General features: G+C 70.0%; 20 protein-coding genes. 4 read left to right on the forward strand and 16 right to left on the reverse strand.

Annotation, left to right across the window (positions count from 1 at the left end):
• Positions 1-3: 3 nt before the first annotated feature.
• From AC0693_RS31790 to AC0693_RS31830, 9 genes are all read right to left on the reverse strand, one after another.
• On the reverse strand, positions 4-807 hold the full coding sequence (locus AC0693_RS31790) for a hypothetical protein (RefSeq protein ID WP_478803663.1): 804 nt from the start codon (positions 805-807) through the stop codon (positions 4-6).
• A gap of 124 nt (positions 808-931) precedes the next feature.
• Positions 932-3,058, reverse strand: a complete 2,127-nt coding sequence (locus tag AC0693_RS31795; protein WP_478803664.1) for a hypothetical protein — start codon at positions 3,056-3,058, stop codon at positions 932-934.
• On the reverse strand, positions 3,055-3,600 hold the full coding sequence (locus tag AC0693_RS31800) for a hypothetical protein (protein WP_478803665.1): 546 nt from the start codon (positions 3,598-3,600) through the stop codon (positions 3,055-3,057). The genes AC0693_RS31795 and AC0693_RS31800 overlap by 4 nt, the downstream gene beginning before the upstream one ends.
• Positions 3,601-3,647: 47 nt before the next feature.
• Positions 3,648-6,278 (reverse strand): ATP-binding protein, encoded by a 2,631-nt coding sequence (locus tag AC0693_RS31805; RefSeq protein WP_478803666.1) that lies wholly within the window; start codon positions 6,276-6,278, stop codon positions 3,648-3,650.
• A gap of 2 nt (positions 6,279-6,280) precedes the next feature.
• Positions 6,281-7,102, reverse strand: coding sequence for a cell division protein FtsK (locus AC0693_RS31810; RefSeq protein ID WP_478803667.1), 822 nt, complete (start codon positions 7,100-7,102; stop codon positions 6,281-6,283).
• 3 nt (positions 7,103-7,105) lie between these two features.
• Positions 7,106-7,666 (reverse strand): hypothetical protein, encoded by a 561-nt coding sequence (locus AC0693_RS31815; protein WP_478803668.1) that lies wholly within the window; start codon positions 7,664-7,666, stop codon positions 7,106-7,108.
• 6 nt (positions 7,667-7,672) lie between these two features.
• On the reverse strand, positions 7,673-7,891 hold the full coding sequence (locus tag AC0693_RS31820) for a TcpD family membrane protein (protein WP_364857016.1): 219 nt from the start codon (positions 7,889-7,891) through the stop codon (positions 7,673-7,675).
• A gap of 51 nt (positions 7,892-7,942) precedes the next feature.
• The gene (locus AC0693_RS31825; RefSeq protein ID WP_478803669.1) at positions 7,943-8,962 is read right to left on the reverse strand and encodes a conjugal transfer protein; all 1,020 of its coding nucleotides are present in this window, start codon (positions 8,960-8,962) and stop codon (positions 7,943-7,945) included.
• 978 nt (positions 8,963-9,940) lie between these two features.
• A complete protein-coding gene (locus AC0693_RS31830; RefSeq protein ID WP_478803670.1) occupies positions 9,941-10,105 on the reverse strand; it encodes a hypothetical protein in 165 nt (54 codons plus the stop codon).
• Between the two features lie 174 nt (positions 10,106-10,279).
• Here AC0693_RS31830 and AC0693_RS31835 point away from each other — a divergent pair, with 174 nt between their 5' ends.
• Together AC0693_RS31835 and AC0693_RS31840 are read left to right on the forward strand one after the other, a co-directional pair.
• Entirely contained in the window at positions 10,280-11,266 is a 987-nt protein-coding gene (locus AC0693_RS31835) for a hypothetical protein (protein WP_478803671.1), read from the forward strand.
• 224 nt (positions 11,267-11,490) lie between these two features.
• Positions 11,491-11,769: a hypothetical protein gene (locus AC0693_RS31840; protein ID WP_478803672.1), complete on the forward strand. Its 279-nt coding sequence runs from the start codon at positions 11,491-11,493 to the stop codon at positions 11,767-11,769.
• A gap of 627 nt (positions 11,770-12,396) precedes the next feature.
• Here AC0693_RS31840 and AC0693_RS31845 read toward each other — a convergent pair.
• From AC0693_RS31845 to AC0693_RS31860, 4 genes are all read right to left on the reverse strand, one after another.
• Complete coding sequence (locus tag AC0693_RS31845; protein ID WP_478803673.1) at positions 12,397-14,316, reverse strand: pRL2-11; 1,920 nt, start codon at positions 14,314-14,316, stop codon at positions 12,397-12,399.
• Between the two features lie 246 nt (positions 14,317-14,562).
• Positions 14,563-14,796: a hypothetical protein gene (locus tag AC0693_RS31850; RefSeq protein ID WP_478803674.1), complete on the reverse strand. Its 234-nt coding sequence runs from the start codon at positions 14,794-14,796 to the stop codon at positions 14,563-14,565.
• A 245-nt stretch (positions 14,797-15,041) separates the two neighbouring features.
• The gene (locus AC0693_RS31855) at positions 15,042-16,523 is read right to left on the reverse strand and encodes a hypothetical protein (protein ID WP_478803675.1); all 1,482 of its coding nucleotides are present in this window, start codon (positions 16,521-16,523) and stop codon (positions 15,042-15,044) included.
• An 86-nt stretch (positions 16,524-16,609) separates the two neighbouring features.
• Complete coding sequence (locus AC0693_RS31860) at positions 16,610-17,767, reverse strand: DUF2637 domain-containing protein (protein ID WP_478803676.1); 1,158 nt, start codon at positions 17,765-17,767, stop codon at positions 16,610-16,612.
• Between the two features lie 274 nt (positions 17,768-18,041).
• Here AC0693_RS31860 and AC0693_RS31865 point away from each other — a divergent pair, with 274 nt between their 5' ends.
• The gene (locus tag AC0693_RS31865) at positions 18,042-18,380 is read left to right on the forward strand and encodes a hypothetical protein (RefSeq protein ID WP_478803677.1); all 339 of its coding nucleotides are present in this window, start codon (positions 18,042-18,044) and stop codon (positions 18,378-18,380) included.
• Positions 18,381-18,922: 542 nt separating this feature from the next.
• Here the strand turns inward: AC0693_RS31865 and AC0693_RS31870 are convergent.
• A complete protein-coding gene (locus AC0693_RS31870) occupies positions 18,923-19,120 on the reverse strand; it encodes a hypothetical protein (protein WP_478803678.1) in 198 nt (65 codons plus the stop codon).
• A gap of 278 nt (positions 19,121-19,398) precedes the next feature.
• Here AC0693_RS31870 and AC0693_RS31875 point away from each other — a divergent pair, with 278 nt between their 5' ends.
• The gene (locus tag AC0693_RS31875) at positions 19,399-20,031 is read left to right on the forward strand and encodes a hypothetical protein (protein ID WP_478803679.1); all 633 of its coding nucleotides are present in this window, start codon (positions 19,399-19,401) and stop codon (positions 20,029-20,031) included.
• 200 nt (positions 20,032-20,231) lie between these two features.
• Here the strand turns inward: AC0693_RS31875 and AC0693_RS31880 are convergent, their stop codons facing one another.
• Both AC0693_RS31880 and AC0693_RS31885 read right to left on the reverse strand, forming a co-directional pair.
• Complete coding sequence (locus tag AC0693_RS31880) at positions 20,232-21,203, reverse strand: hypothetical protein (protein WP_478803680.1); 972 nt, start codon at positions 21,201-21,203, stop codon at positions 20,232-20,234.
• A 443-nt stretch (positions 21,204-21,646) separates the two neighbouring features.
• Complete coding sequence (locus tag AC0693_RS31885; RefSeq protein ID WP_478803681.1) at positions 21,647-25,294, reverse strand: hypothetical protein; 3,648 nt, start codon at positions 25,292-25,294, stop codon at positions 21,647-21,649.
• Between the last annotated feature and the right edge of the window lie 106 nt (positions 25,295-25,400).

Raw genomic sequence — 25,400 nt, forward strand, 5'->3', positions numbered from 1 at the left:
GGCCTACTCCTCCAGGCCGACGACACGGGTGACCATCCAACGCTCGCCGATCTCGGCGCGGGAGATCTCCACGGTGAGGCTGCGGGTGTAGGTGTAGGCGGTAGTGCCTTCGACCGACACGGCGATGGTGGCTTGCAGCCACCGGCGCAGCGTCGTGTCGGGCGAGGGCCGCTGCTTCTCGTCGGGTGCGGTGATGTCGACGCGGGTGGGGACGGCGGCGGTGGCCTGGGCGGCAACGAGCTGGTTGAAGTCCCGGTCGTCGTGCTGGGCCAGGTTCAGGGCGAGGGCCGGCGAGATGTACGCGGATGCGCGGTTGACGGCGGCACGGTGGGTGCCGTCGTTGTAGGGGTATCGGGTGCTGTACTTCTCGGCGAAGCCGCGGGCGATGACTTCCGGTTCGGCAGGCGCTCCGGAGGGCGCGGGCGCGGACGGCGTGGGAGTGGGAGCGGTGGTGATCGCCGCGCCCTGGGGCGCGGAGACGCTGGGTGTCGGCTTGGCTTCAGGGGTGGGACGTTCCTTCTCCGGGTGGAAGAGGACCCAGATCAGGACGGCCGCGGAGAGCAGGATGGCGATCACGGGGATGGTGAGGGGGGTGGGCGCGCTGGTGCGCTCGCGGCGCATTTCCTTCGCGCGGACTTCTTGCCGGGCCTTCCTCCAGTGCTTCTCGGCGCGGCGGCGTTGGCGGCGCGGCAGTTCGCTGAACTCGGCGGGGACTTCGGCCTTGCGCAGGTTCTCGCGCCACCATGCGGCGCTGCCGGTTTCGGGGCTGCCGTCGGGCTGGCTCTCGGTGCGGGGTGAATCGGGCATGGCGGCTCCTTGGAGCGCGGGTGGGCTGGGTGAGGAGGGCATGACGGCATGGCCCCGTGGCGTCCGGCCGCGGGTGCGGCCGGACCAGGGGTGAAGGAACGGGTGGCCGGCTAGGCCTGGACGGTCATGTCCTCGGCGTGCGCGGGCGCGGCGGCAGCGTGGCGACTGCCCTCGTCGGCCCTGCGTTCGTCGGTGAGGTCGCCACCGTGGTGCTCCGCCTGGCCGGTGCGCTGCTCGGCGTCGTGGATGTCGTGGCCGGTGCCGGGTTCGGTGCTGGGCGGGGTGCCGATGCCGGCCGGTGGGTTCTGAACTGCGGCGGCGGAGTCGGCGAGCCGACCGCGCTGCTGCTGATTACCGTGCCGCGGATGGTTTGCGGTGTGACGGGCTGCTGGCGCGGGACTCCGCTGGTAGGCGGCGGTCCCGGACGCACCGAGAACGGCGGCGTGCTGGTGTTGGGTGCGGCGGTTGCCGTGGTCGTTCTGGAGGCGCGGGCGGAGGGGCCCGACGAGGTCGCGCCGGCTCCGGTGGAGGGTCCGGCGGTGGACGAGGGCGGGGTGGATGTGGAGGTGCCGAGGCTGGGCCTTCCGGATGAGGGCCCCGCTGGCGCCGCTGGCGCCGGGATGGCACCGGAGGCGTCCGCGCCGGGCGTGTCCTCGCGGGTGATGGTGACGGTCGGCGGGGCCGGCTCGGGCCGCGGCCGCGGCGGCGGAGGCGGGGTGGGGCGCGGGGGCCTGCGACTGCCAGGGTGCCGGTTGCCTGGGCCGCGCCTCTCGGAGTTGTCGGAGCCGCTGTCGGAATCGGAGTCGCCGTCATCGCGCGGACGGCGCCGGGAGGGGCCGCCTTCGCCGCGCCGACGGCGCAGTACGCGGCGCAGGCGCCGGGCACGGGTCATGTTGCTGATACCGCTGATGATGCCGCGGCCGCCCATCTGGACCCCGCTGGCAGAGACGATGCCTTCCAGCCGGCTCTTCATGCTCACCGCGACCAGGGCGACGGCGATGTTGAGGGCGCAGACCATGAGCCAGCCGTAGGTCGGCATCAGGCTGAGTGTGACGGTGGACATGATCAGGACGGAACCCATGAGCATGGTGCTGGTGAAGCTCATCATCACCATGCCGAACAGCGCCTCGAACCAGGCGACTCCCCACTGACGGGGCCTTCCGGGAATGCACCAAAGTGCTGCGAATCCGACGCCACAGACGAGCAGCATCAGAGCTCCCAGCAGGCTGGCGAGCGTGGCGAATGCCAACGTGATCATCATGGCGGCGAAGATGGCGACGCAGATCAGGGAGGTGAGCAGGATGCCGATCCGGCCGGCCGGGTTGTGACCCTGCCGCCACTTCACCGCTTCCTCTCCGACGGTGTCCGTGTTCAGAGTCTTCTTGAGGAACTCCTCCCGCTTCTTCATGTCGCCGTAGTTGTCGGCAAGTTGCTTGCCCCACTTCTTGCAGGCCGCGACCGACCCGACGTCCGCCACGCACCAGGGGGTCGCGACATAGGTGCGCCAGACCGAGTCCGACGCCTTCCGCAGCGTGTTGTCAGCCTCGGACTTCCCCCATGCCGGCTCGGGCGTTTGGAACGGCATCGCGGACTCGGTGGAGCCGCTCAGGCTGGAGCCGAGGGTGCTCATGGAGATCGAGGCGCCGAACTGCCGCCCCTCGTCGACGCCTTTGACCCAGGTGCTGGGCGAGACCAGGAGGGTGGTGGCGATCGCGGCGCTGGCGCAGACCCAGGCCAGCTGGCTGACCACGGAGGACTCTCCCCGTTTGGCCCACGCGATGAACGCGCCCACCGCCAGAGCACTCGGCATGAGGGTGGTCACCATCGGCTGTGCCGCGCCCTCGATGGCGCGGGCGATCGCGTCCTCGATCTCCGGGATCGACACGACCTTGAACGTCCACTGGGTGATCACGACCGCGGCCCGGCCGACGGCGATCAGCAGCCACATCAGGCCGCCGACGAGGTTGTTGGCCATCTTGTCGCCGAAGTCGCCGCTCAGGTAGTCGTCGGCGAGCTGGACGTCCAGTGAGTAGGTGGGGGCCGAGTACGTCTCGAACATCGTGCCCTGGCCGTCCGGCTTGATCGGCGACGGCATCATGTCGCCGATCCCGCCGGGCCGGTACTGGTCCTTGTCGTCGGCGGCCGCAGCGGGCGCGAACAGCACGTAGGTGGTCAGCAGGCCGGCGAGCCAGGGAATGATGTCGCGGACCCGGATCGCCCGCTCGACGAAGAATCGTTTCAGCTTGCTCATACGGCCTTCTCCAGGGCGTCGGCTACGGGGTCGGCGGTGTGGCCGTAGCGGCTCGCGGGGGCTTCGACACTCTGGGCGACGCGCCAGGTGCCGGCATCGGCGACCAGCCGCAGGACATAACGGACGGGCGCGTCGGCACCGGCCCGCTTCATGGTGGCGAGGGCGCCCTTTCCGGCCGGCTGGGTTCCGTGGGCGTTCACGTCCTGGACGTGGGTGATCTCGATGGTCAGGGCGCCGCTGCGGGGGCTCTGGCCGGCGAAGAACGACTCGTAGTTCTTGATGCAGCCTTCGAGGGTTCCGCCGTCGTCGGCGTGGTTCGGTCGCGCTTCGGCGGTCTCGAGCTCGCACATGGTCTTCGGCTGGGACGGGGTGTCCATCCAGGCCTTCATGTACTGGCCGGCCGTCGCTGTGACCGCGGCGGTGTCGTCGCTCTTGGCCTTGGAGTCGGCGGGCTTGGGCGTCGAGCTGCAGGCCGCGACGGCGGTGATGGCGAGGACGGCGGTGGTCAGGGACAGGGCGCGGCGGGCGAGGGTGTGGGACATGGCGGAGCTCCTTCGGCGGGGCCCGGGCGGGCCGGGCTGCTTGGCGATCAAGTGGAGTCTGAGGATCTCCCATCTGCCCTGTGGACGGGGGATGCTTCGTCCAAGTCCGCGTCGACGGGCTCTTCTTCGGGTTTCGCCTGCCCTGCCTCGCCGTTGTCGGCGGGGACTGCGCTGTCGGCGGCGTGCTGTTCGGCCTGGTCCTTGGGGTTGGTGGACAGCAGCCTGAGCAGCTCCTCGTCGGGCACGTCCCACTGCATGGTGGCCACCCGGTCGCGCCGGTCACGTACGACGCAGTGGCCGTGGACGATCTCGCCCTTGGCGTCCTTGCCGACGGTGCGCAGCAGCGCTCGGCTGGACTCGCCGACGGGCAGGCGAAGGAGTTCGGAGAGCGCGTCCTGCTGGGGCCGGGTGGACGTCTCGAACGCCGCCACCGTGGTCGTCGCCTCCAGCACGCCGTCCAGGCCGAGGAGGCTGGAGGGGTCCTGGGTGTCCAGGACCAGGGCCGTGTCCAGCGCGCGGCCGGTGCGTGCGATGTAGTCCAGGAAGCGGCGGCCGTCGTCGGTGGCGGTCAGGACGTGGACTTCGGGGATGAAGATGCCCTTGGGCAGGCCACGCAGGTCGGGCCGGGAAGCCGTGTGGAGCGCGTACGCGATCAGGCCGCGCATCAGGGCGAGCGAGACGCGCTCGTTGAGAGTCATGTCGGCCGGCGGGGTGCCCGCCTTGGGGAGCTTGAGTCCGGGGACCTGGACGAGCCAGACGCCGGGGTCGGGGCGCAGGGGGGAGGCTCCGGGCTCGGGCTGGCCGAGCAGGGGCGCGCCGAGCTGGGTCCGGGCGAGCTCGGCGAGCGCGGTCCCTGCGTCACGGGCGAGCGGGTCCTCGCTCTGGGAGAGCAGCTCGACAACGCGCCAGGTGGCCGGGTCCGGGCCCGCGCCGACGGCGTTGCAGGCCTTCAGCAGCTGGGTCTCCACACCGGCGTCCCGCATCCGCTGCGGCAGGATGATCAGCAGCTGGGAGACGACCTCCAACGCGGCGTCGTCCTTCGGCAGCAGCCGGTAGAGGTCGGCGACGGCCGGAGTTGCGGCGCTGGCGGTGACCTGGTGGGAGGACAGCCCGAGGTGGCGGCCGGCGCGGATGAGACCGCCCTCGTCACCCTTGAAGCCCAACATCAAGGCAAATGCGCCCTTTTGGGCGGCGGTGAGCTGGGCCATCATCATCGCGGTCGTCTTACCGCGGCCGCTGCGCCCCACGAGGATCGTGGTGGTCGCGTCGCCTCGGGCGGAGCCGGCGGTGACGTCGAGCCGGCACATGCCGGGGGTGGTGCCGGTGAGGAAACCGGCGATGGGTCCGGAGTCGTCCCCGGCCTCACTGCCGCCCCACCACATGCTTGCGGCCAGCGCGCCGGTTTCGCGGATGTGGCCGAGGTCGGTAACGCGGAGCGTGTCGCCGATCTGTGCTTCCAGCCACAGGTCCCGCTGCTCCTCGCTGGCGATCACGCAGTCGATGGCGAGGTCGGCGTAGTGGGAGGTGACGGCGTCGCAACGGGCGCGCAGGTCCTCGACGGACACGGTGGAGGAGGCGATGATCCGCGGGTGGTCCTCCACGAGGGTCAGGCCGTCGCGCGTCATGCCGCGGCGCAGCTCCTCCATGATGGCTTCGCTCTCCTCCGTCTCTGTGGAGGTCTGGCCGGCGCTGTTCTCGGCGGCGGAGTTGCGCTGCTCCTTGGCGGTGGCGCGGACCTTGTTGACCGCCTTGAGGGCGTCGCCGCGCTGCAATACGGTCCAGCGCACCGAGGCCTCCGGGCACACCAGGACTTCGTCGCCGTTCCCACCGGCGGGGATGTAGCGAATCTCGGAGAGGCAGCGCAGCCACTCCTGCTCGCCCGGGGTGGTGATTTCGTGGGGGAAGGTGGGCATGGCCATCACGGCCACCCACGCCGCGGTGGTGCCCTGGGCGTTGATGATCCGTACGTGGTCGGCGTGCGGTTCGACGTGGGACTGCGCGAGTCGGACCAGGGACGCGCCACCGACCGGCGGCAGGTGGGGCGGGGCCGACTGGGGCCGGAACGACTCCCGGGAAATCGCCCAGGCCAGGTTCTCGGCGGGGGCCAGGCTGGCTCTCCAGGGTGTCGCTTCGAGCCGGCGCCCGAGGCGGCGGGCGAGCCCGTCGTACTTGAGGAGCTCGGACTTCGGCAGCCCGGGCGCAGCCAGGCCCAGGGCGCTGACCAGCGCGGACTTGGCGTTCGCCCGGGCCACGGTGTCGCGGGTGGCGATCTTGACCCCGAGCAGGAGGTGGCGCTGCGGCAGGGCGAGCTGGTTGAGCCGGGCAGCCCACATCTCGGCGATCGCCGCCACGTCTCCGGCGGTGAAGATGCGGTGCGCCTCATCGCGGAACGAGGCGCCGTCCTGCTGGGACCAGAGGATCTTGAGGTGTGCGTCGTAGCCGGCCAGGACCTTGGCCAGGGCGGTGGACGCGGCGTCCTGCTCGGCGTCCTGTGCCTCGGTCGCCATGAGGTCGGTGTTGGAGGAGGCGAGCGTGAAGTAGGCCCAGGCCGCGGTGTCGGTGACGACGACGCCGTCGGACACAGCTACCAGGCGGGCAGGCGGCAGGAGCCGCTCGGCCGAGAGGCCTACCATGCGCGCGAGTCGGGTGAAGGAGGGCTGCTTGGTTTGCGCTGACATGGCTATCGTCCCTGGGTCTTGTCGGTTTTGGTCTTCTGGGTGGGGCCGCCGGCCAGCTGGCGGGCTTCGGTCTCGGACAGCTGCAGGGTCTGCATGGCGACGGGGGCGCCGTCGGTGACCATGTGCATGCGGCCGGCCAGGCACGAGGCGGGCGGCACGAACCAGACGGTGGGTGCCAGGCGCGCCCACAACGTTGCCGAGCCGGATATGACCCGGGTCGGGAACACCTCGGACAGGCTCTCGTCCAACAGCCCTGGGACGGTGCCCGCGGGGTTGCCCGCGATGAACTGCACGCCGCGCCCGGGACCTGCGTCCAGGAGCGTGGTGAGCGCTTCGACGGCCGGGCTTTCCTCGAGCTGGCTCTCGGGGCGGGTCAGGTTCCAGTACTGGCGCAGACCCTGGACGAGGGAGCCGAGTTGCTCGGTCAGAAAGACGGTGCGCTGCTTCCAGCCGCCGCCGACGTGCACGGACGGCAGGGCCGCGGCGGCGGCGATCAGGTGGTCGTGGATCGCCTCGAGGCGGGACAGGTGGGTGGCCCGGGGCAGTCCGAGGGCCCATCGGTGGGCGCGAGCGGTATCGAGGAAGGTGACGGAGGCGCCCAGGCTCAGGCTCTGCGCGGCGAGGGCGCGCAGCAGGGTGGTGGTGCCCGCTCCGGCGCCGGCGGCGACCAGGAGGTGCTCGCAGTGGTCGGTCATGGCCAGCGGCTGGTCGTTGTCGCCGAGTCCCAGGAGCGGGCCGTGAACGCGGGCGAGCGCCCCGATGGTGTGCTGGTCGCCGAGGCGTACGGAGGTACGCAGGGCTTGGACGTCGATGGCGGTCTGCACGGGTCAGGACTCCTTCTTGCGGCGGGGGGCGCGGGCGGTGCCCCGCAGGCGGCCGATGTGGTCGGGGCCGTACAGCCGCACTCGCGGGCGGACCTTCACGGGCGGGACGGGCAGGGGGGTGTCCGTCGCCGGCTGTGCGAAGGCGGGCCCGAATCCCGGCATGGTGGCGAGGTGGGGGGCCTTCTCCCCCAGGCGGCGGGCCCGCAGCCGCAGTCCGCCGCGCGGCGGGGTGATGCGGCCGCGGCCGATGAGGGGGCGGACTCCGGTGAGCAGGAACACCGCGCGCACGGCCCACATCTGCAGGTTGGTGCGCCGCCAGTACACGGTGGAGCGGCGGGAGCCGACCAGGGTGATGAGGCCGGGCGGGATGATGAACAGGGGGACGAGGATCGGCTGGGACGGCGCGCCCACGAGCAGCAGGCACAGGGCCCACCAGATCGCGAAAATTGCCGCCCCGTAGCGCAGGGTCGTGCGGGGGATGCCCTCGCCGAGGTCCATGCCGAGCAGTTCGTGCTGGTAGGTCTGCACGTCCCAGTACTCGGTGTAGGTACGGGTTTCACGCATCCCGGCTCACCGCCGGAAGAAGGCGGCGATCATGTCGCCGAGCGACTGGAGGAGCGACATCGCCGCTTCGGGCTTGTAGAGGATGTAAGCGACGACGGCGGCACCGGCGATGTGGGTGATGAGCATGCCCCAGGCGCGCTTCATCCAGTGTTCGAAGCCGTACCAGAGCAGCACGAGGCTGAACAGGGCACCGACGATGGCGCGCGCGTACGCGGGGAGGTCCACGGGTTCTCCTTCGTGGGGTGGGGGTTTGGGGCAGCCGGCCGGTCGGGCGGGCTACGGGGTGCTGGCGTTGAGGACCTGCCAGCGGGTCGCCGCACCGGTGGTGACCTGGGTGAGGGTGATCAGGTAGGTCTGCTGCAGCTGCGCGCGGCCGAAGTTCCACGTCACCACCGCTGTTCCGGTGCGCTTGTCGCCGGAGCCCGCGTGGACCGTCCAGGAGTCCAGTCGCTCGAGGCGCACTCCCCCGCCGAGCGGCGCCAATGCGGCACCTGGAGCGGCCGCTTGCGCTTCGCGGCCCTGTGCCCAGGCGGAGAGGAACTCCTCGATCGACTTCCGGGTCTCCTGTGACAGGGCGAGGTCGGCCTCGGGCGGGCTGGGCTGTTCGTACTTGCCCGGCTTGGGTGTGCCGACGAGGGCGGGCTGGCCGGTGACCAGGACGCGGCCGCCGGTCTGGGCCACGGGAATCCTGAGGGTCCGCCAGCGGGAGATGTTGCGGGTCTGTTTGTTCTCGGTGACAGCCGTCACCGTCTTCACGTCGACCAGCACCTGGGCCCGATGCGGACTGGTCTGCACAACGGCGCCGGCTACCGCCTGGCTGGTGCCCTGGTCGCCCAGGCCGTTCCAGCCCATCTTGGTGTCGGTGCCCTCCGGCAGGTCCCGGGCGAGCTCTGTGGCCCGGCTGGACGCCGCCTTCTCCGACCAGGTCAGGTAGGCGCGTCCGAAGCGCTCGGCGACTTGGCGCGCTTCGTCGACGGGGACGTCGTCCTTGGCGGCTGCTTCGCTGTCGGCCTGCGGGGGAGCCTCGGGCGGCAGCGGCGGGAGGATGATGCTGCGCGCGCCCGCCACGACGAACACGCCGAGGACCAGCCACAGCACGACCCGTCCTGCGGTCCTCGCTGCGGAGCGGCCGGTGGACTCCTTCTCTTCGGTCCATACGCCGCCGTCGGGCTTGCGGGGCACGCCTGGGGCGGGGCCTGCGGGCGAGCCACTGGTGGGGACGCTGGCCGCGGTGCGCTGCGCGATGGCGTCGGCCAGCTCCTGACCGTCGGTTTCCTTGCTTCTGCGCAGTCCCATTCGCCTGCCTCCTTTCTTTCTCGGGCCATCTGGAGCGGCTTTCCAGAAATGAGGACATGACGGGTCGCCAATTCCTCCGACGGACTTTCCGGTCCGGGAAGCACATGAAAGAACCTAGGAGAGCGGGCCTGTGGATAAGGAAGATGAATTCTGGAGACTGAGGCCGTTGACCCTGGTCAGAGCAGTTCATTGATTACTAGGGCCCGGCCGTGGGTGCGACAGTGATTCCGGGCGCCTTAGGCAGGGCAGTCGCCTATCTCGCGACCGGACTCTTCCGGCTTCCACTCCAGGCATTCGAGGCACGGGCATACACGTCCGGGATCGGAGCGGCGCAAATTCACGAGTGAGTACCCCACTCGGCGATACCAAAGTCAGGTACACGTATCCATGCCGGAAACGGCTGACGTGAAGGAGGTGCACTTTGCCCCAGCACCACCCGACCGGTGCGTCTACCGGCCGTCTCCTCGACGATCTCCGTACTGCCCTGATCGGGCGCTTCACCGCCCAGGGTGCTGTTCCTGAGCGGTGGACTTTCGCATCACCGAGGAGCGTGGCTACTTCGACGGGCTCGCATGGGTCGCCGCCGGCGCCCTGCTGCACACGGAAGGGACGCCATTGCGGCGGACGACATCAGCTCGGCGGTCGGCCATGAACTCGACGGCTTGACGGAGTTGGCCGCCGCGGAGTTCGGCGACACGTTCGTCATCATCCTGACGCTTCGCTATCCACCGCCTACGACGGCTGAAGAGCACGGCAAGTTGGCCCGCGCCGGCGGCGTTCCAGCCAGTTGACCCGGGCCCCTTCTTCGACGCCCTCGCCGACAAGGCCCTGACGCGTGGGAGCGCGCCCTGCAGGGGGTACGCACGGCCCGATTGCGGCATCGCCTGACCACATCGGCGGTGGCGGCCCTGCCCGAACTGGCCAGAGAGAACGCGTCACCACCCGGCCCCGGTGGCGCGCCTGGTCTTCGGCGCGTGCTCATGTCCAGGTGATCGTGATCCCACCAGCCGCCATCAAGGCCATGACGACGGCGGCCACGAGCCAGTAGGGAACACGGTCCACGATGAGGTGCAGTCCGCCCAGGTGTACTTCCAGGGCGGGCCGCGAGGTGCGCTCATTGCGAGTCGTGCTGTTGGCGGTCATCTCTCGTCTCCGATCACGAAGGTCTCTCGCCCGGGGGGAGCCCGGCGCGTTCAGGTCAGTCCCAGGTGCTGGGCGCTGAACCACGTTCCCGTGGACCGAGCAGGAGAGTACGGATCAGGGGAAAAACTGCATCCGCCCGCGGCCTGCCGACTGCGCCTTCTACCCTCTGGCGTCATGACGACGAAGCCGCCGCCGGCAGCACTCGGACCGGTCCGCGCGATCCTGGACCGGCTCGGGTACGGCCCGCTGGTCTACAACGACGAGTTGCTGCGCCGGGATCGGCTGAGCCGCTTCATCCCGCTCCCCGGTCGGGCAGGGGCGACGGTGGAAGACGCAGCGCAGGCGGCGTTCGTGTGCGCCCGCGCTCGTAAGGGAACCGGGCACATGTGCCCGGTAGTGGGGTGGTACCTCCTTGCTCTGAGCCCGGAGCCGGAGGCCCACTCCAAGCTCCGTGAGGAGTTGGACGCGGCAGTCGTGAGGGTCGCCGGTCAGGCCGAACGGGGAACGCTCCAGCTGCCTGCGATCTCGGGCGATATGGGCGACCACCTCGCGGAACGAAAGGCACGGATGGCCCGGGACGTACGCGATGCGATGACCGTGGTCGAAGCGGCAATGCAGGGCGAGGGCCGTCGGGAGGTGCAAGCCGTCATCGACGAGCTGTTCGGCGATCAGGGAACGCCGCAGCGCTCCCCGACCGCCGCGTTCCGGGAAGCCGCGAAGGTGATCCACACAGCGGGCGGGGCGCCGCTCACGGACGGCGATGTAGCCGCGATCATGGCAGCGGTGGCACGGTCGGACGACCAGGTCGGACTCCTGTACGCGCGCCTGACCGGCGGTGAGGGCTACTGGGAGCACGCGCGGGGGTCGGTCGTCGGCGTGACTGACTTCGGCCATGTGCGCACGCTCCTGGCGGATTCCGAGTTGGACCGGCTCCGGGAGACGACCTTGCGGATCTTTTCCCCTCAGACGCGTGGAATGGGACACGCGGACTTGCAGGACCAAGGGGTCACCCCGCACTGGGGTCAGGCGTGCAAGCCGGCGTGCGACTACGCGGCGTGGATGCGCTTCCTGCTGGAGCCGTCGAACCGCAAAATGTGGGAGCTCCTTACAGGCGACCCCCACCAGCTGGTGAAGCAGGTCGTCCTCGAGCGGATGGAGTAGCCGTGGCGCTGGCGAAAGCGCTGCCCCGCGGCGTCAGAGCCAGCTCATGCCGCCGGCCAGAGGCGCGGACGCGGACACCCGACGAGGCCTAGAGCCCCCCAGAGGGGCGCCGTGGATATGGTCCGCATCCTCTCCGGGCCGCGCCGAAATTGCGCGGCCTCTGTCGGTGGCGGGTGGGAGGATCTGCGGCGCGTCGGGTATCCGAACACAACGGGGGGACGGACATGGACAGCGAGAGCACGTACGAGTGGCCGCGCGGGGCGACACCTTCGGATATGACCCGGATGGAGGCGTGGCTTGCCAGGCACGGTTGGGAGGTCGACCCTACGGTCTATATGGCCGGCGCGGGCGGCGCCGCCGTCCAGGTGCGGCGTATCGGCGCGGCCTGGGCCGACGGGGAAGCGGGGCTGCTGATCCTGCCCGCGGAGACCGTGATGTGGGATGGACGACGCATGCAGATCGCGCCCCGGGCGGCTGTTGCCTCGCGGTGTCCTGCCTCGTAGACCGCGCGCCAAGGCAACTACGGCCGGCGGCACTCCCGCGGCACGATTTCAGAAGCGGGACTGCAGCCGGCCGCCGCCGAGACCCTGGCCCGAGCGCGCCGTGTGGTCGATGAGGACGAAGATTTTGGTGCCGTTGTAGAAGTCGGCGCCGAAGCCGGGCTGCTGCGGCCAGGGCGGAGGCAGCCCATTCGCGGAAGGGCGCGGGGCGCATGGAGGTCGGTCTCCTCAAGACGACGGGTGGGGTGCGCGGCAGCGTACGCGAGGCCTCTGAGATGGGGACCGCCGCCACAGAGGGTCGCACCGACAGGGACACGACCGGCGGCATGCAGCGCCGCGCATACCTCCGTCGGCCCTGTCGGTGCGGAGCCGCCGTCGGCGCAAGCTGGACCCCGGAAGGGGGCGGAGCGACCGCGTGGCCGGCCGTGGGGCTGTCCCGTTCACGGACCACGGCATCCGTCCACGGATGGGTAGAGGGCGGCCACCGGCCCTGGCGCCGGGAGATCGTCCATGTCGGGCAGGGAGCGGCTGTGCCGACCGCCCTGGTCTCCCGGCGGGCCCCGGGGCTCAGTGCGCGTATCGCCGGGAGTGCCACTCGCGCGGGCCTCCCGACGACCAGGTTGGCTGGGGTCAGGAGAAGTCCATGACGCTGTCCTCGAAGGAGGGTGTCGTGTTGGTCGACGCCCGCTGCCGGTTCCGCCCCCATCTGACGAGGTCCGAGGGCAGGTACAGCAGCTCGGCACCCTTCTTGGCCGCGTGCTTGGGGAAGTCTGGGTCGTTGGCCCGTGCCCAGCGGATCGCATTGAGGGTGAGTTCCGGGAGGAGTTCCTCCTGGGCCTTGCGTAGCCCCACGGGGACTTCCGTCGGTTCCTTCCGCAGGACGGCCGACTGTTCGGCAGCCGCCACAGGAGGAACGTGAACCGGTTCGGACGGCACTGCGACCGGCGGTGACTGCGGCGGGCCGTTCGGAGTGAGCTCCTTCTCTGTGGCGACGGGCGCCTTGGCCGGCTGCGCTTCGGTCACTGCGGCCGGCAGGTGTTCGGCGTGTTCGGGCATTTGCGGCCGGACGGGAGCGGCGGGGGTGGAGTCCAGCAGCGATTTCGGCGACGGGCCGGACATGGCCCAAGCACGCGCCTCACCGTCGGTCATGAACATGACCTGTGTGCCGTGGGCGACGCCTCCGAGGACCACCTGCGCGCGGCCGATGTGGCGGGTGGATTTCGGCGCGGGATGGACTTCTGGCACCAGCATGCGCCAGGCGTTTTGCGTGTACCGGGCGAGGATGCGGGTCGCGAAGTTCTCTCGCATCTCCGGGCCGCCGAGCGCGCGAGCGGTGGCGGACTGGGCGACGAGCAGGACGTTGAGCCGCACGGCGCGTCCCATGAAGAGGATCTCTGCGAGAGCGTCGACGGCCGGGCTGACCTTGGGGTCGCCCTTCTCCTTGATGCTGTCCCAATACCGGGTGAGCTGCTTCATCGTCGCGTTGATCTCCTCGAGGAGGATGACCAGGCGCGGGCCGACGGTCGAGGCGTCTGCGTCGTCCCCGAGTTTCTCCGCGGCGTGGATCCGCCGCCGGCCTTCCTCGCCGAGCGCGATCAGCGCCTCGTGGATGTCGGCGATGTCGCGGCAGTAGGTGACGTTCGGGACTCCGCGCGCCCACTGGTGGCTGACCCGCTTGAAGTCGAGCACGTAGGCCAGCGCCCCGTGATGGATGAGCTGGGCGGCGATGGTGCGCAGGATGACCGACTTGCCGCCGCCCGTACCGGCGTTGACCAGTACATGCGGGGACTCGGCGTCGAGGTCGACGGATACGACCTTGTCGCCGCGCTCAAGGCCGATCAGCGGGGCGGACTCCGGGACGCCCTCGACGAGAGCCCGGATGCGGGGATCGGAGAACACCACCTTGGACGGCGGCCGCTGGACCTTGCGGGCCAGGACGTACGGCTTTCGACCTTCGCGGGTCCAGGAGAACGAGACGCCCTGCAGGGCGAGTTTCTGGGTGATGGCCTCCATGACCGCGCTCTCGTTGAAGCCGAGAGCAACCGGGAGGTCTACGCGGATGACGGCGTCGTCGTCGCTGAAGTTCTTCGGGACGTGGAGGTAGGAGCGCGGGTCGGTGTGCGGGGATATTCCCAGTGGTCCGACCAGAGCCAGGTGCAGGGGCTCCACCCACTCCTTGAGCAGCTCGGCCTGGCCGCGGTTGCGAATGCCGTGCACGATCCCCCCCGCCGCGGCGAGGGTGAAGGCGCCGGCTCCGCCGTAGGGGAGGACCTCCAGGGTCTGTTCGGGCAGGCGCCAGTAGGTGTAGCCGCCCCCGCCCAGCGTGCCGAGACCTCCAAGTCTGATGAGTGAGCGCTGCGCGTACGGCAGGTAGGACCACTTGCCGACCCGTCCCTCCACGCCGTCCAGGACCCGGCCGCCCTTGCGCAGGAAACCGGCGTCCGTACGCCGGATCCCGTCCATCTCCAGTCCCGAGAGAAAGCGGCCAAGCGCCTTCGCGGAGGTCTCGACCATCTCCTCCAGCTGCCGGTCGAAATTGCTGCTTCCCATCCCTACCGTCCTTCGCTGCGCGTGCCCCGCTGTGAGATCGGGGTCCGATCCGCGTCGGACGGTAGGCGGGCTTCCCTGTGGATGAGGAAGACGAGGCGGCGGCGCGACGGGCGTGATCCGACGGCCCCGGCCGGGAGCGCTCCGAGGTTCGTTCGCTCAATTGGCCCCCAGGTCTTCAAGGTGCGCTGAGCAGGCCCGTTGCCCAGATCCGGAAGGCCGGCAAGCCGGTGCTGCGCTGCCCGACGGTCAGGCGCAGTTGCGCTGGTTCCTTGCCCCTGGTGCTGTCACAGGAGTGACGGGTTGATGCGGAGCCATCCCAGGCTGCGGGAACGGCCAGAGGATGACCTCCAGGGTCGTCTCCAGGCTGGCCACAGTGAGCATGTCGGGCCAGACCCGTCCCGCGAGGACGTTCGCGATGCACTGTCTGTTGACCTCGCTGGCTTTGGCCAGGGCATTCGCGCTGAGCTCGAGTCCGGTCATGACGTCGCGCAGGTTTCGGGAGACCTGCTGGATGATCCGAGCGGGAGGATGGTCCTCCAGTGCGGCGTCGGGTCACTCCCCCGAGATCACGTATTCACATGGCGACTTAGTTCGCAGCTTTCCACCTGGCACGCGCCGAGTATGACAGTGGGACGTCGGCGCCGCGGGGAATCGACCGACGACCGCCCGTACACGCGCGGGTGCGTCGCCGGCCGCGCCCTCTGTGGAGGGCACGGCCCTGGCTGTCAGGCTCCCGGTGCTCGGAACATCACGGCTCCGAAGGCAGACCCGCGCCCGGGCTCGACCAGCGCCAGGTTGCCCGGGCTGTAGTCGATGACCAGCCCGGACATCGACATGGCGGCGTCGGGCGCTTTCACGGTGCTGATCTGGGTGCGGGTGCCGTCCTTGGCGTCGTACGCGTAGATGGGCATGTCACGGGTGGCCTTACCGGCCAGCACGTACACGGTGTCCGGGTCCGCTCCGAGGAAGCGGGGCGTGGTGATGACGTCGACGGGCCGGGTCCGCCTGGTGGCACCGGTCTCGAGGTCGAGGGCGACGATCTGGGTGGGTGCGGTGTCACTGAAGGGGTCACCGGCGAGAAGGTACGCCGTGGATCCGTTGAAGGCGATGTCGAAGCGCGAGGTGCGGCCGAGGCGGGAGGTCTCCCTGAGCTGGATCGCGCCCGCGCTGGAGGCGAGCGGGATCCGCCGGGCCACGCTGCCGTCCCGCGCGAAGGTGACCAGCTCCGGCTTGGTCGTCTTGTCGAATGCGCGGGGCTGCACGATGGCGGCCATCGGTCCGGCACCGACCAGGTCGACGTGCCCCCCGGAGGGGACGGGCATGGGTACAGGCTCGGCGGATACCTCCCGGCCTGTGGCGTCGACGGTGGCCACCCAGTACCTCCACAGCTCCGGCCCGCCCTCCATGCCGATCATCACCATGATCCGGTCGTGATGAGCGGTCATGTCCCAGTTGAGGACGTACTGGTTGGCGGGGACGCCTGGGTTGCGCCAGGTCCACGCTTCGGCGCCGTCCGTGCGCAGGCCGACGATGGTGTTCGGGGTCATGACGGCGAGGATGTCGCCGGCGAGGAAGGCGAGCCGGGTGGTGTCGTTGGTGAGCGGCTTTCCGTCCAGGGGTGCCCCGTTGATCTGCTTGGTCCAGACGGTCTTGCTGCCGTTGCGGGTGTCGATCAGGGATATCCGGTCGCAGCTGGCCTTGTAGTGGAGCGGGTCGCCCTTGACCCAGGCGACGGCGCCGAGTCCGCTGGCGGTGAGAGTTTCGGTCATCCCGCAGGGGTGCATGTCCGGTTCGGGCGGTGTAGCGGTGCCCAGCTGCTTCCCGGTTGCCGGGTCGAGGATCTCTACGCCGGTCCCTCGGCCTATGTAGTAGGCGGTGTTCGTGCGCCAAGTGGCCATCAACTTGGAGCGCAGCAAATCGGTGTCGGTGGGAGGGGTCTTCCACGCCTGGGCGAGCTCGGCCGGGGCGAAGGGCGCCTTGGGAGCCGCCTTCGGTACTGCGGAGCTCTTCGCCGCGGGACTGCTGGTGCTGTCTTGGGCGCAGCCGCTCGCGCCGGTGACGAGGAGGGCCGCAGTGGCGGCCGCCGTGATGATCCGGCGGGTGCGCCCCGTCGAAGGGCTCGGGTGCCTGGCGACTGGTCCGCTGAGCGCGGCTTCGGAGCGTGTCCGTGGGGATCCGGCGCCGGTGAGATGCGGGTTCGTGGGCATGGGTGCCTTTCGGTTGGATGTACGAAGTCGTGGTCGTCTCGCCGCGTTCCGCGTCTCGGGCCGGTATGAGCTCGGGCCGCAGCGGCTCAGGGCGCCTTCGTCTGCGTCACGCGGTGAACGGTCCCGCGGTTGACGGCTCGGCCGTGTTGGGTGAGCCACGACGCCAGCTGCTGTTTCTCCGTCGTGCCCAGGGTCGCCATGGCGTATCGGACGGCTTCGGCGTCACTGCGGATCTCGCGGAGCTTCTTCACGTGGCTGCCGTCCAGCTCCAGCTGGGACGCCCCGGCGGCGGGGCCGACGGGCGAGCTGGAGTGGCTTCGAGGGGGTGGTGGCCGACGGTGGCCGCTGCGGGTCTTGACCTGTGCAGGACGCCGGCGGCGGGGCTCGGGAGGTTCTGCTTCTGGCTCCCTATCGGGTTCCCCCGCGGGCTCCTTCTCGGGCGGGGCCTTCGCCTGTGCGGGCTCCTCGGCCCTCGTGGCCGGAGGAAGCGCTGGTTCGGTGGTACTCGGGGGGGCACCGGGGGCCGGGAGGGCGGTGTAAGCGGACGTGGCGTCCAGTTCCGTCTGCGGTGGGTTAAGCGGCAGCCCGAGTTCGACGAGGTAGAGGGGGAACAGCTCGTCGCGGGTGGCTTTGCGCCTCCACCAACGCCCATGCCGCGCACGCAGCTTGGCCTTCTCGACCTGCAGTCCCTGCTCGACCTGAACCGCCCGCTCGTAGGACCGCTGTTCCCACATCCTCATCCGGCGCCACATTTTGAACGTCGGAAGGAAGGCGAGGAACCAGCGGATCCTGCGGACGGACTCCATGTGCTGGCTGCTGGTGAGGTCCATGAGACGGGCGACCGCATGCCGCGCGGCCTCGACGGTTACGACGAACAGGACCGGGATGACAGCGTGCATACCAACGCCGATCGGATCAGGCCATGCCACTGCAGCGTTGAACGCAATCGTGGCGGCGGTAAGCAGCCAGGCGGAGTGCCGCAGCAGCGGGAAGGGGATCCGCAGCCATGTCAAAAGGAGGTCCAGGGCCAGGAGCACCGCGATGCCGGCGTCGATCCCGATGGGCAGGATATGGGCGAACGATCCGAAGCCCTTGGCGCGGGCGAGGTCTCGTACGGCGCTGTAGCTGCCGGCAAATCCGATGGCCGCGATCACCACCGCGCCGCAGACGACAACCGCGATCAGCAGCCGGTGTGTGCGCGTGAGGGTGACCGGGCCGGCACCACGGCCGGTTTGGTCCTGCACGTTGCTCTCCTTTCATCCCTGCCCACGCTTCCCTGTGTCCCCTGTGGATGAGGAAGACGGCCCGGGCCGAAGTGCCAGCAGGCGGTCGTGGAGGAGACGTCGATTCGGCAGTCGCGCGGTTGCCGGGGGCTCTGGCGAGCTGATCTGATCCCCGGCCGGCGGTCGCGACCACCGGAGCGCTGGGTCACTGTGTGCGTCGGCGCCAGGCCCTGAGTACGTATCTGGCAACCCCGAAGCCGCAGGTGAAGGGGGCAGCCCCTGCGAAACTGACACCATGGCTATTGATGACGCGCCGGTCGTGACGATGGCGGATCTCTTCGATCCGGAGCCGAAGACATGGGGTCTGCGGGGCGACCCCTATGTCTGGCGGGCCCTGCGCGATCACCTGTCTGGTACGGACGTCCCGGCGTCGGTCGACGAAGTGGTCCGCCTTCTCCGGGCAGCGTTCAGTGAGCTCGTGGGAATTGACCTCATCGGCGACCCGGTGTCATCCGCGTACCGGGAGCAATACGCCCACGGCGGCATGTCCAGCGGAATGGTCTCTCTCGATACGTGGCGGGAGCGATTGATGCCTCTGCTCACGGAGCGTGCGAGGACGCTGGTGGAGCCCTGATCTCCCGCTTGGTGCAGGCCGCTGGCCTGCTGAGTTTCGACCTGGACGCCTCAGGTCAGGGCGGCCGACCGCGAATCCCGCACCAGGGGAGGTGAACGGCGAGGTGCTGCGCACCGCCGATAGACGGGGTTCAACGAAAAGGAGGGCCAGCCCGCCGGGCTGGCCCTCGACTCCGCAGCCACCGCCTACGGTCCGGCGGCGTGTCCCCGCCCACGGTGGAGTCGTGGTATCAGTCGCCTCCGCCGCCACCGCAGGAGGAGCCCCCACCGCAGGACCCACCGTCCCCGCAGGAGAAACTGACGCCGTCGCTCTTCCACGATCGGGAACGCCGCTGCCTTTGCGACGGCCTGCCGCCGAATGCACCGCCGCGCCAGGCCTGGAAGAGCCCCCAGGCGAGACCGACCCCCACCACTACCAGGTATTCCATTTCCGTTACCCCCGTTCCTTTCCATTCTCGCCTGTGCTGGGGATTCGCCGCTCGGACCGGCACGGCAGATGGTGCAGGCCGTCGGCGTCCGCGACGAGGCGGGTTGCTCCCGCCCTCAGCCACCGCCCTGAAAGGCCCACAGCACCAAGGCCACCGCGTACAGCACGAAGGTCGCCAGGTGCGCGTACACCAGGGCCACGAAGGCGCCGACTCCGCCCAGGACCAGGCCGCGGAATTTGCGCCCGGGCGGGACGGCGGCCACCAGGAGGCAGCCACCAGGGCCGCCGGAACGACGTACGGCAGGGCCAGCCATGCCGAGCCGTGAACGATCGGGGACGAGCGGTATCCCCACACACCGCCCAGTGTCGCCACCACGGTGAGCAGGGCAGGGGCCAGCCACCACGGCGGGGCCAGGAGCCGCGCGGTCGGAGGCCTTGGAGGAGAAGTCGCGTTCATGGGCCCATTGCACCGTCCGGGGCGCTCCGTGCGCATGGGCGCACCTACTCAGACCGCCAATCCGCCTACCCATCACACTGTTTCGGGGCCCGATCTCTCGGCCCCCATGGGTGAGCCTGCCGTTACCCTCGCGGGATGAGTAAAGACCCGTTCCAGGCTGACCCCCTCGACGAACCGACCCCGTTCGGCGGAGCGGACGATGAGCCCGAGGCGACAGCGGAGGAAGCGGCCCAGCACTTCGTACGCGTGTGGGCGGAGGCCGTGATCCGGCAGGCCACGCGCACGAGGGCAATACGCAGGAAATCCGCCGTAGATGACCGCAACTTCGAGCGGAATGAGGAGTGGAGCCCGACCGAGGACGATCTGTACGACAACGACCGCGTGCGGTGGGCTGAGGAACACACACTCGTCTGGTCGGCGCACCAGCTCGAGCGGTGGCGTGCCCGGCTTGCCAAGGAGCGTGGCCAGGCCGCCCCACCTAAGAATCAGGACCTGGAGGAGGTCCGCAACGTCCTGGAGCACCTTGACGAGGTGGACCTGCAGGATTGGACGGCCACTCCCCCCTCAGGCCAGAAGAGGATCGGTCGATCCCTTCGAAATCTGCCCGGGCAGATGCTGCCGCTCGGCGGCAGCGGGGGGAAGCTCTTCGAGGTTCTGGACGGCGAGCGGATTGCCGATGCCGCCCTTGAGGTCGTGAAGTCGGTCCAGGCGGAGTTGGCCGAGCGGGAGAAGGACATGGTGGAGGCGTACCTGGAGCTCCGGGACTGACACCAGGCTCCAGACACCCAGATGTTCATCGGTTGCTGCGAGTCCTGGTCTTCACGGTCTGGTGATGGATGGGTGCGCGCCGCGGGTGGGGACGAGGAGTCCGTGCCGACGGGCCGGCCCGCACCAGTCGATGCAGACCGGCTCGCCGCCTTTCCCACGGCGGATTGAACAAGGTTCCGAAAGCCGTGAGGTCGGAGTGGTCAGTGACTCCGTCCGACGGCCCACGGATCCTGAGGTGTCTGCGGGGCGGGTCGAGAAGGAGCACAGGCGGTCGAGCAGCACCAGATCGGGATCTTGAGGAGCGGCCCGTAGGAGGGCAGGGGCTTCCCGCATGCTGTGCAGGAGCCGGCGGCCGCACGCAGGCGGCGCACCTCGGCGAGGGCGATGCGCGTCAGTCGGATCCGCTCGTGCTCCATGCCGTGCAGCATGTCCACGGCGCCGGTGGCGGTACCCCACATGACGTCGTCGATGATGGCGGGGTCCTCGAAGGCGGCGTGCAGGAGAGCGGTGACCACTTCATCGAACGCGCCGGTGGCAGCTGCGGCCTTGACGAGTTCGTCCGCGTCCGTACTTCCGCCGATGCGAGTCGGGTCCTGGTCCATCTCCTCGCTGCGTGCGTGGCCCCAGTTGCTCGCCATCGCCTTCAGCTGGGTGCTGGAGCAGTGGGCGAGGTGGTCGGTGCAGTGGTGGATGTTCGCGTCGACCGGGTAACTGGTGCAGGCGGGTGTAGGGCACAGCTCGTAGAGGCCGTCCTGGCTGAGGTGGAGCTGAAATCGGCGGCGGGCGCATCGCACGACGGCGTCTTCGAGTGGGCTGACGGACTCCACCGTTACGGGGTCCGCGTGTCCGCGCTGGGCGAGTTCGCCGGCCAGCGCCATGACGGTTCCGAAGGGGATGTGCGTGCCGAGCAGTTGTGACTCGAAGGTCTTGGGGGCGCACTGTTCGATGGCGTCAGGGTGCCAGCCCCAGTCGGGAAGGGACGGGGGAAGGGTCGCGCACTCGGCGATCAGTGCGCGCAGGGGGAAGCCGCCGTGCGCGGTCGGGCTGGCCGCCGTCGGGCCGGGGTCGGAGGGACCGCGGCCGCCGTCGCGCAGGAGCGGGGTGTACTTCCCGCCGCTGCGCTCCTGGACGCTGCGTGCACGGCGGGCGGCGGTGGTGATTTTGCGAGGCACAGGGTTCTCCGAATCCCGGCGTTAATCCCCACGCGATCGCCGGCGGTTCAGGGAACGGCGGGTCGATCGCGGGCCCCCGAGAAGACCTTGGCCGCGATGTGACCTGGTGGCGTGGGACACCGGGTGTACGGCGATGGGCGGTGCGCGTCCTGCCCGGGAAAAACCTAGCGCGTGATCCCACGGAGGTGGGTGCCTCCGCCATGTCACCACTCGATCGGATTACCCCCGGGGACCACGGGCTACAGCCCGGCATGCCTCTCGGTCGACGTCGTCGCGACGCTGCTGGCCGCGACATCCCGATGCTCCTTCGCGAAGGGCGCACAACCCGCCGGCCTGGCCGCGTCGACCCATGGACGGTGGCTGCGCGGTGGACACGGCAGGGTCAGGCGGAATCCATCCGGGGAGCGGCGGGTGTCCTGGGTTGGGCGGAGGGAGGGGGCTTCTCACTCCGCGATGGCGGCCTCCACATCGTCGGCGTGCAGCGCGAGAGCCTGTCCGAGTTCGGCGCGGCCCTCGCTACCCGGCTCGGCGGCGTCCAGAACGGCTCGGGCATGTTCGACGACGCCGGGCATCCGGTAGTTGTCGGCGTGCCCGGGGCTGTCTACCAGGGCCAGTAGCCGGGCGAGAATCAGGCGGGCCTCGTAGACCTCCGCGGTCCTGGCTGCCCGGGCGGCGACCTGGTCAGGGAACAGGATGTCCGGGTTGATCATCACGGTGCGCAGTGTGCGCGTCAGCCACTGCGTGGCGGTGAGACCGTCCGCGAAGGCAAAGTGGCCGGCTCCGGGCAGGTGCGGGCCGGACGTGGCTTTGGCGAGGTCCAGGACCTGGTCCCAGAGGGCGAGCCCGCGCTCGTGCAGGACGTTGTCAGCGGGGTCCCGGGGAAGCCCTCGGGCGATGTCTCCCAGCAGAGTTGAGACGGCTTCCGGGCCGCCCTCACCGTCGGCCACCTCGGCGAGGAAGTCTGGGCCGAAGGTGTCCGGGAAGTGAAGCAACGCCATCGCGAACCGGTTGGCGACCTGCTTTGGGGGGTCGGTGCGCAGGTAGCTCGCGGCGTCGGCGGGGTTGATGTCGCCGAGCACGGCACAGTCGTACGGGGAGAGCCGCTGCAGGTAGAGCAGCCACGACCGGACGGGGGCAGCGGCGGCCGCGATGTCCAGGAGCGTGTCCTGGTGGGTGGTGTACCACGGTGCGGCGTACAGACGCAGTGGGGTGAGTGCCGCGCCGATGACGGCCAGGGCCCGGGCGTCGTTGCGATCGGTGAGGATCTGGGTCATCAGGTCGGCGCCGTCGGTGGGTAGGTGCCCGTCAGCGGCGGCCCGGCGTACCGCCCACTGAACGAGGGCGCTCAGCGCCATGCCGCCGGATGTGGCGGCCGCGGTGACGTAGGGGTCGTCGGGGGCGTGGGTGGGCTCGGTCCACTCCCGGGCGGCCGCCATCAGCCAAGGAATGATCTTGTTCTCGTCTCGGCCAGGGTTGATATCTGCTGCCCAGGCGTCCTTGAGGAGTTGACAGGTAGTGCGACGAGCACGTTCGTTGAGATCCGGGTCGGCGCTGCCGGCGCCTTCGCCGAGCTGGACCACCAGTTGCCAGGCCGCGCCGAGCGCGGCAGCGGAGCGCTGGCTGTCGGGGTCGGTGAGCCCGGCGGCCTGCCGGTGGGTGCTGAGCGCGCCCAGGTAGACGGTGCGCAGGTCGAACGTGCCGAGGGCCTCCACGACGGCCTCAATGTCCGTAGCCCAGGCGTCGGCGTCGGCTCGAACGGCGTCGTCCAGCAGCCGGAACTCGGCGCGCTCGTAGTAGTTACCCCGGGTGGGAGTGCGGCCAGCAAGCAGCGTCGCCCCGTGGACGACACCATGCTCCGTGCACACCGTGAGGAACCCGGCGAGTGCTTCCGCAGTGGTGTCGGGGAGCGGCACGAACTTGATCAAAGGCTGGGTGACGGCTGGCGGGGGCCCGGCGTATTCGGTCAGCAGGGCGACCACGGGCCACCAAGGTGCCAAGGCTGCGGTCGGCAGCACCGGGGACAGCGCCCAGAGAGTCCGCCACACGGCGGGCACCTGCGACTCCCATTCCGGGAGCTCGTCGCCTGCGGCGAGCGCGTTGAGCACCTGTTCGAGTCGAACGTTCCGGCCCTCGAGTTCCGTCCGTGCGGCACGAAGGGCAGCGTCGTCGGGCACGGGACCGAACCCGCCTCGCAAAGCCGCCTCAAGGACGTCCGCGCGGGCTGGTCCGCACCGCTCGACGACCGTGCGGACGAACGCGGCGACGTCCGCGGTGAGCACGGGCATGGCGTCGAGCCGGGTGAGCACGCGGAACGTGGCCGCCCACCACTGGGGGTCGTTCGGGTCGTCGCCGGCGATGTCCAGGAGGTGAACGGCCAGGAGCCGGTCGCGTTCCCATCCGCCTACGGAGTCGCTCGTCCAGGCGCCCGTTCGCGCTGCCAGATCCACACCTCGGTCCCGTTCGGACCGTGCGAACTCCAGGCAGGCCGCCGCCGCCAGCCACGCGCCGGTCAGCGCAGGGCTTCCGGCGAGGGTGGGAGAGCGCAGGTCATCGCGAATCTGCAGATCAACGCTGGTCCCCCCGACCGCGAGATGGGCAGCGAGCACATCAACCAGGGCTTGGCGCACCCCGGCAGCCAGGGACGTTTCGACGCGGGCCGACTCCTGAAGCTGGGCCAGAGCACTCTGGACGTCCCATGCCGCGATCGGGGAGGTACCGGCGCCGGTGACCAGGACCTGCCGTACCACCTCCGCCCAGGGTGCGCCCCGCTGCGCGAGGTCGACCTCCAGCGCCCAGTAGAGGACCTCCAGCTGGATGCCATCGAGGCCGTGCCGCTTGATGACCTGCGCGATGAGCGGCGCCGCGTGCCCGTGAAGGTGCCTGCAGAGCCGGACCAGCCGCGCAAGAGCCTGGGGGCCTCTCCGGCTGATCTCCTCCAGCCGGGGCTTGAGCCACTTCGTCAGGCGAGCGGGGTCTTCGGCGGCCAGCCGCTGGAAGTACGGTGCGGCCGGCCACCGGGCTTCCTCTGGCAGGAGACGCTCGGCGGCGAGCTTCTCCAGCCACGTCCATCCGGTGAACCTGGTGAACAGGTACTGCGTGGCCGAGGGGTGGTGGAGCTGATTGACCTCCTGGACCTGTTCGGCGGTGGGGGAGGTGACGGAGGCCAGCTGGACCCAGTGCGCAGCCTGGTCCGGCAGTGTGAACACGAGCTCACGGATCACGGTGAGGACGTCGTGCAGCAGCTTTACCGCGTCTGCCGGCCCGGAGCCGGACGCGGTGTGGATGGTTTGGGAGGCGCTCTGGTAGTAGTCCGACCACGCCTTGTAGGCCTTCAGCTCACCGGCCCCCGGCTCTCGGCCGTGCAGCTCCTGGACCAGTGCCGTGATCTGCTGGGTGCGCCGTGATCCCTGGGCGCTCTCCATCTCCAACAGGCGCGCGTATGCAGCACCCACGACCGCCAAGTCCCGCTCCAGCGCCGCATCTCGTCGGACGGCCGGGCGTACCTCGTGGAGGTCACGCAATGCCGCGGCGAGGGGCTCCTTGACGGTGAGCTGCTCGGGCACCTGCTCAAGGCCGTCCAGAATGCCGACGACCTTCTCCAGCGCTTTCGCGTGCGCGAGGTCGGGAAGCGCTGGCCGGTAGTTGCTGCGGGAGCGGTGCAGCGAGACCAGCGCCTCGTGCAGTCCGCCCTCAGCGGGAACAGCGTCGGGAAACTCGGCGAGACCGTCCAGGGCGGCGAGCAGCCGGGCCAGCGGCTTGCTGATCTTGCGGCCACCATCGGGATGGAAGATCGGCTTGAGCGCCTTCCTCAGATCGCTGCGCGCCGCCACGAGACCCTCGTAGTCGGTGCCGCCGAGGTCCATCAGGCACTCGATCGCGGTGCGGCAGGCGGACTGGGCGATCACATACGGCTGATGGTGCCGGCCGGGGTCGCGGAGCACGTGGTGGGCGTCGCGAAGCAGCCCAAGGGCCCGGTCCCCCTCCCCTCCGGATCCGAGCGCGCCCAGGCGCCGTGCGAAGAGCGAGTCATCGGCCAGCAGTGCCGTGTCCTCGGCCGAAGGTCGGACCAGATCGAAGTCGTGAGCGTCCACATCGGGCACAGTAGTGAATCCGGGGGCCGGCATGATGCTGCTTCCACGGGGTACGCACCCGGGCCCGGAGACCCCATTGGACGAGCCTGGTTCCTGCGTGCCACGC

The sequence above is a fragment of the Streptomyces sp. NPDC043876 genome (genome assembly GCF_056435825.1).

Excerpts from the sequence above, each read along its gene's own strand:
- AC0693_RS31790 (WP_478803663.1), bottom strand. The coding sequence starts at position 807 with ATGCCCGATTCACCCCGCACCGAGAGCCAGCCCGACGGCAGCCCCGAA.
- AC0693_RS31795 (WP_478803664.1), bottom strand. The coding sequence starts at position 3,058 with ATGAGCAAGCTGAAACGATTCTTCGTCGAGCGGGCGATCCGGGTCCGC.
- AC0693_RS31800 (WP_478803665.1), bottom strand. The coding sequence starts at position 3,600 with ATGTCCCACACCCTCGCCCGCCGCGCCCTGTCCCTGACCACCGCCGTC.
- AC0693_RS31805 (WP_478803666.1), bottom strand. The coding sequence starts at position 6,278 with ATGTCAGCGCAAACCAAGCAGCCCTCCTTCACCCGACTCGCGCGCATG.
- AC0693_RS31815 (WP_478803668.1), bottom strand. The coding sequence starts at position 7,666 with ATGCGTGAAACCCGTACCTACACCGAGTACTGGGACGTGCAGACCTAC.
- AC0693_RS31825 (WP_478803669.1), bottom strand. The coding sequence starts at position 8,962 with ATGGGACTGCGCAGAAGCAAGGAAACCGACGGTCAGGAGCTGGCCGAC.
- AC0693_RS31830 (WP_478803670.1), bottom strand. The coding sequence starts at position 10,105 with ATGACCGCCAACAGCACGACTCGCAATGAGCGCACCTCGCGGCCCGCC.
- AC0693_RS31835 (WP_478803671.1), top strand. The coding sequence starts at position 10,280 with ATGACGACGAAGCCGCCGCCGGCAGCACTCGGACCGGTCCGCGCGATC.
- AC0693_RS31840 (WP_478803672.1), top strand. The coding sequence starts at position 11,491 with ATGGACAGCGAGAGCACGTACGAGTGGCCGCGCGGGGCGACACCTTCG.
- AC0693_RS31845 (WP_478803673.1), bottom strand. The coding sequence starts at position 14,316 with ATGGGAAGCAGCAATTTCGACCGGCAGCTGGAGGAGATGGTCGAGACC.
- AC0693_RS31850 (WP_478803674.1), bottom strand. The coding sequence starts at position 14,796 with ATGACCGGACTCGAGCTCAGCGCGAATGCCCTGGCCAAAGCCAGCGAG.
- AC0693_RS31855 (WP_478803675.1), bottom strand. The coding sequence starts at position 16,523 with ATGCCCACGAACCCGCATCTCACCGGCGCCGGATCCCCACGGACACGC.
- AC0693_RS31865 (WP_478803677.1), top strand. The coding sequence starts at position 18,042 with ATGGCTATTGATGACGCGCCGGTCGTGACGATGGCGGATCTCTTCGAT.
- AC0693_RS31870 (WP_478803678.1), bottom strand. The coding sequence starts at position 19,120 with ATGGCTGGCCCTGCCGTACGTCGTTCCGGCGGCCCTGGTGGCTGCCTC.
- AC0693_RS31875 (WP_478803679.1), top strand. The coding sequence starts at position 19,399 with ATGAGTAAAGACCCGTTCCAGGCTGACCCCCTCGACGAACCGACCCCG.